Annotated in this window: 5 protein-coding genes; 1 reads left to right on the top strand and 4 read right to left on the bottom strand. The window is 67.4% G+C overall.

All coding sequences use genetic code 11. The annotated features are described in order from the left end of the window. The first annotated feature begins 402 nt into the window (after positions 1–402). On the top strand, positions 403–1,056 hold the full coding sequence (locus PHD22_RS03360) for a S16 family serine protease (RefSeq protein ID WP_299862277.1): 654 nt from the start codon (positions 403–405) through the stop codon (positions 1,054–1,056). A 142-nt stretch (positions 1,057–1,198) separates the two neighbouring features. Here PHD22_RS03360 and PHD22_RS03355 read toward each other — a convergent pair whose 3' ends face one another. Genes PHD22_RS03355 through PHD22_RS03340 form a run of 4 tightly spaced genes read right to left on the bottom strand, consistent with a single transcriptional unit; the run spans position 1,199 to position 6,595 of the window. After that, on the bottom strand, positions 1,199–2,701 hold the full coding sequence (locus PHD22_RS03355) for an aldehyde dehydrogenase family protein (RefSeq protein ID WP_299862275.1): 1,503 nt from the start codon (positions 2,699–2,701) through the stop codon (positions 1,199–1,201). A gap of 52 nt (positions 2,702–2,753) precedes the next feature. Further along, positions 2,754–3,233: a TerB family tellurite resistance protein gene (locus tag PHD22_RS03350; RefSeq protein ID WP_299862273.1), complete on the bottom strand. Its 480-nt coding sequence runs from the start codon at positions 3,231–3,233 to the stop codon at positions 2,754–2,756. Between the two features lie 18 nt (positions 3,234–3,251). Continuing rightward, positions 3,252–4,217 (bottom strand): YCF48-related protein, encoded by a 966-nt coding sequence (locus PHD22_RS03345; RefSeq protein WP_299862270.1) that lies wholly within the window; start codon positions 4,215–4,217, stop codon positions 3,252–3,254. 14 nt (positions 4,218–4,231) lie between these two features. Further along, positions 4,232–6,595: an efflux RND transporter permease subunit gene (locus tag PHD22_RS03340; RefSeq protein WP_299862267.1), complete on the bottom strand. Its 2,364-nt coding sequence runs from the start codon at positions 6,593–6,595 to the stop codon at positions 4,232–4,234. Between the last annotated feature and the right edge of the window lie 31 nt (positions 6,596–6,626).

The following is a 6,626-nucleotide window of genomic DNA, read 5'->3' as shown; positions in this document are numbered from 1 at the left end:
ACGAAGAACTGCAACGCGAGCGCAGCATCGCTGCACTCAAACGCCGAGCCACCGCGCTCGGGTTCCAGATCAACCCCATCGGGGCAGCCGCATGAAAACCGCCCAGGCTAGTTTTGTTTCTTGAGAGACATGGGCAGGGTCCATGCCGGCAATTCGCCACCCTGCACGTACCTGGAGCCAAGGTAGACATGCTGAGTGGAAGCCCTGCCTCCGTCAAGTTCGTATGTGGTGCCTGGTATGTGGCAAAAGTCATTGGTGGCTTGAGGTTGCCCCCCCAGGGAGGAATCAAGCCCCCGGGCTTCGAGGTGGCCGGGCGTGAGGAGCGCATGCGCCTGCACTGGCAGCTCAGTGCGTCAAGCGGATCCGCGCACCATTGACCGGCCCGGAACGAGCGGTGGAGGAGTGACGCAGTTCATAGAGCCTGTCCTGAACCATGCCATACCCTTAAGATTCGTGGGCTATGGCATGGTTCAGGACAGGCTCCAGGCGGGTATCGGTGACGAGCCCCTGGAGTGCGGGCAGATTTGGACGCTCAGCCCCGGGGGCCAGGATGAGCATGCCGGGTTGTTCCGGCTGGAAGTGACCGAAGGCCCGGGCAGCGGGGTCCGCGTGCTGAACAACCCCGTCCCGCCGGCGTTCAAGGAGTCAATCCGCTGCGCCGAGCAAAACCTGTACGCACGAGCCCCGCAACTGGTGGGCGACCGTGACCCCAGGGCCCATGAGTTCTCGGTGCAGCTGCGCGGCTTCGATGCGGCCAAGAGCGGCGCCAAGACTTCGGTAGCGTGCCTCATCGCGCTGGCCAGTGCGCTCCTCAGAAAGTCGGTGCGTGGCGGCCTCATCGTGGTGGGCGAAGTCACGCTCGGTGGAACCATCGAGCCGATACACAACGCGGTCACCCTGGCCGAGCAGGCCGTTGAGAAAGGGGCGAAGTCCTTGCTGCTGCCGGTTGCCTGTCGGCGCCAGCTCTTCGACCTCTCGGATGACATGGCCACGAAGCTCGATATCGAGTTCTACCAGGATGCACGCGATGCGCTCCTGAAGGCGCTGACAGAGTAAAAGGCCTACCCGATGACCTACTTTGTCGATGTGTTTTCTGTCGCCACCTGCGCGGAGGCCTCCTGCCCCGCCAGGGCCCAGGCGGGGCTGCTCCTTCCACCGGGCTGATGGAAGGGAGAGGGCGCAGGGGCGCCAGGATTTTTCAGAGCATCATGACCACGGACTTGGATTCGGTGTACAGGTCGAGCACGGCGCGGCCCATTTCGCGGCCGATGCCCGATTGCTTGTAGCCGCCAAAGGGCATGGCGTTGTCGAGGATGTTGTGGCAGTTGATCCACACGGTGCCGGCCTTGATCCTGGGGATGAGGCGGTGCACGCGGGAGAGATCGTTGGACCAGATGCTGGCGGCGAGGCCGTAGGGGGTGTCGTTGGCGCGGCGGGCGACTTCATCCAGGTCCTCGTAGGGGAGGGCGACCACGACGGGGCCGAAGATTTCCTCGCGCACCACGCGCATGTCGTCGTGGACATCCACGAGCACGGTGGGCCGGACGAAGTAGCCCTGGCCGTCGCCGGTGCTGCCGCCGGCGGCGGCACGGGCGCCTTGCTGGTAGCCGCTGTCAATGTAGCCCATGACCCGCTGCTGCTGGGCAGCCGAGACGAGGGGGCCGATCTGGGTGTCCGGGTGGATGCCAGGGCCCATCTGCATGCTGTTGGCGATACCGGCGAGCCCTTCCACCACCTGTTCGAAGCGGCTCTTGTGGATGAAGAGGCGGGAGCCGGCGGTGCACACCTGCCCTTGGTTGAAGAAAATGGCCTGGGCCGCGCCGGCAGCGGCCTGGGTGGGGTCCGCGTCGTCGAGGACGATCACCGGACTCTTGCCGCCCAGCTCCAGGGAGACCCGGGTCATGTTGTCCAGGGCGGCCTTGCCCACGAGCTTGCCCACTTCGGTGGAGCCGGTGAAGGCAACCTTCTCGATGCCCTTGTGGCCGGCCAGCGCGGCGCCGGCCGTGTGGCCTAGGCCGGTGATGACGTTGAGCACGCCGTTCGGGTAGCCGGCTTCCTGCACCAGCTCGGCCAGGCGCAGGGCGGAGAGGGGGGTTTCCTCGGCGGGTTTGAGGATCATGGTGCAGCCCGAGGCGAGGGCGGGGCCGAGCTTCCAGGCGGCCATCAGCAGGGGGAAGTTCCAGGGAATGATGGCGCCCACCACGCCCACCGGTTCCCGGCGGGTGAAGCCGAAGAATTCCCGGTCCCGTACCAGAGGAACCGAGACGTCCATGGTGGCGCCTTCGATCTTGGTGGCCCAGCCGGCCATGTAGCGCATGAAGTCGATGGAGAGGGCCACGTCCACGGCGCGGGCCATGCTCACCGGCTTGCCGTTGTCGATGGCTTCCAGCTCGGCCAGCTGCTGGGCGTTGGCTTCCATCAGGTCGGCCAGGCGCAGGAGCAGGCGTTCCCGGTCGATGGGGCGCATGCGGGCCCAGTCGCCCTGCTCGAAGGCCCGGCGGGCGGCCTGCACGGCCCGTTCGATGTCGGGAGCATCGCCGGCGGGGACGTGGCAGAAGACGTCGCCGCTGGCGGGGTCGGTGACGGGGAGGGTCTGACTGCTGGCGGCGTCCTGCCAGGCGCCGTCGATGAGCAGGCGGCGGGGCCGGGCCAGGAAGTCGGCGGTGCTGGCATGGAGGGCGATGCCGTGGAAGGTGTTCATGGGGTGTCTCCTGTTGTGATGGGTGTGGGGCATGAAAAGGGGGCTGGGGAAATCACTGTTCTCCCGGGGTGCCCCGGAGTACGCCGGCGCGGGCACTGGCGGTGGCCCGGGCATCGGCGATGGCGTGTTCGTCCAGCTCCAGCTGGTGGGCGATGCGGCTCATGAGACGGTCTTCCAGGCGTTCCAGCCCGTCGGCGTAGGCCACTTCCCAGAGCAGGGTGAGGATTTCCTGGCGTTCTGCCGGGCCGAAGCCGACCCGCACGGCTTCGGCGAATTCCCAGTCGTCGAGGGCTTCGGCGTAGCGCTGGTCTGCGATTGCGAGGAGGGCGGTCACCTCCTCGGGGGGCAGGTGGAAGTGGGCTGCCAGCAGGCGTCGGACGGCCTGGTGCTCCACCGGGGAGGCCACCCGGTCCACGTACATGGTTTCGAGGAGCAGCGCGGCCACGGCAATGAGGCGCCGCTCGAAGGGGCCCCGCTCGGTGGCTTCTGCCTGCAGTTCGCCCCGCAGCAGGTCTTTCAGTCGTTCCAGCATGGTGTCTCCCGGGTGGGCTCAGGGGGTGGGGGTGTCAGAGATGAGGCCGCTCTGGCCGAGCAGGATGCGCTGGCCGCCGGCCAGGGCCACGGCGGCGAGGTTCTGCCGGTCGTCGCGGATGCGGGTACGCAGCGTGTCGCCCTGGCCTTGCACGACGGTGCCGCCGCTGCCCACCAGGAGCAGCGCGCCGTCGGGGGTTTCGAGCCCGCCGGTGAGGGACTGGCTGGTGCCGCTCTCGAGCACCTTCCAGTGGGTACCGCCGTCGGCGCTTTCCAGAACCCGGCCGCTCATGCCGAGCAGCACGATGCGTCCGTCCTGGCGCGCCAGGCCGCTCCACAGGGAACCGCTCACCCCTGTGTCGAGGCGCGTCCAGTGCTCGCCCCCATCCCGGGAGCGGAAGGCGGCGCCTCCTTCTCCAGCGGCAAACAGGCTGCCGTCGGGGCCCTGGAACAGGTGGTTCAGGTGCAGATCCGCATCCCGGCCTTCGCCGACGGTCATGGGGGTCCAGGTCTGGCCGCCATCGTCGGTGCGCAGGGCGGAGCCGTAGGCGCCGACCGCGTAGCCGGTGGTGGCATTGCTGAAATGCACACCCAGCAGCACGGGTTTTTGCTCGGCCACGTGCTGGAGACGCCAGGTGTCGCCGCCATTGGTGGTGGCGAGGATCACGCCGCCGTGGCCCACGGCCCAGCCGTGCTGGGCGTCGATGAAGCTGACACCGGTGAGCAGGGTGCTCACGGGAACGCGCTGGGCCTGGGACCAGTGCCGGCCGCCGTCGGTGGAGCGGATCACGGTGCCGTAATCGCCGACGGCGATGAGGGCATCGCCGGCCTGGGCGACAGCCACCAGGCTGGCCTGGGTTGCCAGGCGGGCCTGCATGGCAGGCACTTCGCCCGGGGGATCGGCGGGGCGGGGGGTGGTGGCCACCGCGACCCCCACCATCAGGGTGGCGGCGGCGCAGGCCGCAGTCAGGGTAGGGAGTTTCATGGTCGGGGTCTCCGTCAGTGCATCATCAGGGGGGCCCGGACCGGGCCACGGCGGGGGATCAGCACGTCGATGGCGACGGCCAGGGCAGGCAGCAGGGTGATGGCCATGATCATGTTCACCATGAACATGAAGGTGAGCAGCATGCCCATGTCGGCCTGGAACTTGAGGGCCGAGAAGGACCAGGTGGCCACGCCGATGGACAGGGTCACGGCGGTGAACACGGTGGCCACCCCCACCTCGCGCAGGGCCTGCTTGAAGGCGGTGACGATGTCCTCCCCGTGAGAGAGGTGCATCTGCAGGCGGTTGTAGATGTAGAAGGCGTAATCCACGCCGATGCCCACGGCCAGCACCATCACCGGCAGGGTGGCCACGGTGAGGCCGATGTCCAGCGCTTTCATGAACCAGTAGCCCAGGAAGGTGGCCAGGGTGAGGGGCACGCAGCAGGCGATCATGGCCCGCCAGTCCCGATACACCAGGAACACCAGCACCAGGATGGTGGCGTACACATAGAGCATCATCGGCAGCTCTGAGTGCTCCACCACTTCGTTGGTGGCAGCCTGCACGCCGGCGTTGCCGCTGGCCAGGCGCACCGTGACCCCGGGGAAGGGATTGCTTTCGCGGTAGACCTTCACCGCTTCGACCACCTGCTTGATGGTGCTGGCCTTGTGATCCGTCAGGTAGAGATTGACCGGCAGCAGGGTGCAGTCGGCGTTGTAGAGGCGCAGGCCTTCGGGCACCTGGCGTACCGCTTCGCCGAGGGTCAGCTCCTCCTGGGGCAGGGAGGCCCACTTGGGGTTGCCTTCATTCACGCCGGAGGCGGCGAGCTTGGTGAGGGTGGGCAGGGACTGGGCCGAGAGCACCCCGGGCACGTTGCCCAGATACCAGGTGAGTCGATCTGCATAAGCCATCACCTCGTGCTGGTAGCAGCCGTCCCTGGGGGTTTCCACCACCACCGTGAGCAGGTCCAGACCCAGCCCGAAGCGGCTCACCACGGCCTCCACGTCCTGATTGTAGCGGGCGTCGTCGTGGAGCTCCGGCGCGCCGGGGAGCACGTGGCCCACATGGCGGCCCTGGCTCTGCCAGACCGCCACGCCCAGCAGCGCCAGGCCGATGAGGGTGCCCAGGAGGGCATTGCGGGGGTTGGCGATATGCACCCCGAGACCCGCCATCATGCGGTTGCGCATGGCTTCCATCCTGCCGGCGCGGGCCACGAAGCGGGCGTCGAAGGAGAAGTAGCTGGCCAGCACGGGCAGCATGATCAGGTTGGTGACGATCTTGTAGGCCACGCCCACCGAGGCGGTGATGGCCAGCTCGCGGATCATCGGGATGGGAACCAGCACCAGGGTGGCGAAGCCCACGAAGGCGGTGATCAGGGCCAGGGTGCCGGGCACCAGCAGGCCGGTGAAGCTGCGGGTGGCGGCGGTGAAGCCGTCGGCCCCGTTGATGACCTCCTTGGCGATGTAATTCACCTGCTGGATGCCGTGGGAGACGCCGATGGCAAACACCAGGAAGGGCACCAGCACGGCCAGGGGGTCGAGCCCGAAGCCGAGCAGGGTGATGGTGCCGAACTGCCACACCACCGAGACCAGGGAGCAGGCCATGGGCAGGAAGGTGAGCACCCAGGAGCGGGTGTACCAGTACACCGCGGCGGCGGTGAGCAGGAAGGCCAGGGCGAAGAACTCGACGACGCTGGTGGCGCCTTCGGAGATGTCGCCCATCTGCTTGGCAAAGCCGATGATGCGGATCTGGGTGTCTCCGTCGGCAAAGGCGTCACGCAGTTCCCGTTCCAGCTTCTGGCTGAACTCGAAGTAGTCCAGACGCTGGCCGGTGGCCGGGTCCGGGTCGGCCAGTTCGGCCAGGACCATGGCGCCGGAGCTGTCGTTGGCCACCAGGTTGCCGATGAAGCCGCCGATCACCGTGCGCTCCCGGATGGCGGCGATGTTGTCGGGGGTGAGGGACTTGACGGTGACGTCGCCGCCAATTACGTCCTCGGCCTTCATGCCTTCTTCGGTGATCTGCACCGCGCGGGTGTTGGGCGTCCACAGGGAGGTGACGGTGCGCCGGTCCACCCCGGGCAGGAAGAACAGGGCCTGGGTGACGTCGTGGAGCTTGGTGAGGGTCTTTTCGTTCCAGATGTCGCCCTTCCGGGCCTCCACCACCACGATGATGCGGTTGGCGCCGAAGAGCACGTCCCGGTACTGGTTGAAGGTCTGGACGTATTCGTGGTCCTGGGGGAGCTGCTTGTCGAAGCCCGCCGACATCCGCAGCTGGGCGGCAAACACGCCCATCAGGGCGGTGAAGGCGAGCAGCACGGCCAGGGTGAGAAGCCGGTGGCGGAAGAAGAAGCGCTGCAGGCCGGTGACCAGTTTCTCGATCATGATCGGTTTCCTGTCCGGGCCCGGATGCGCA

The organism is Zoogloea sp. (assembly GCF_028693495.1).
Taxonomy (GTDB): Bacteria; Pseudomonadota; Gammaproteobacteria; order Burkholderiales; family Rhodocyclaceae; genus Zoogloea.
This window is presented reverse-complemented; position numbering and strand designations above follow the sequence as displayed.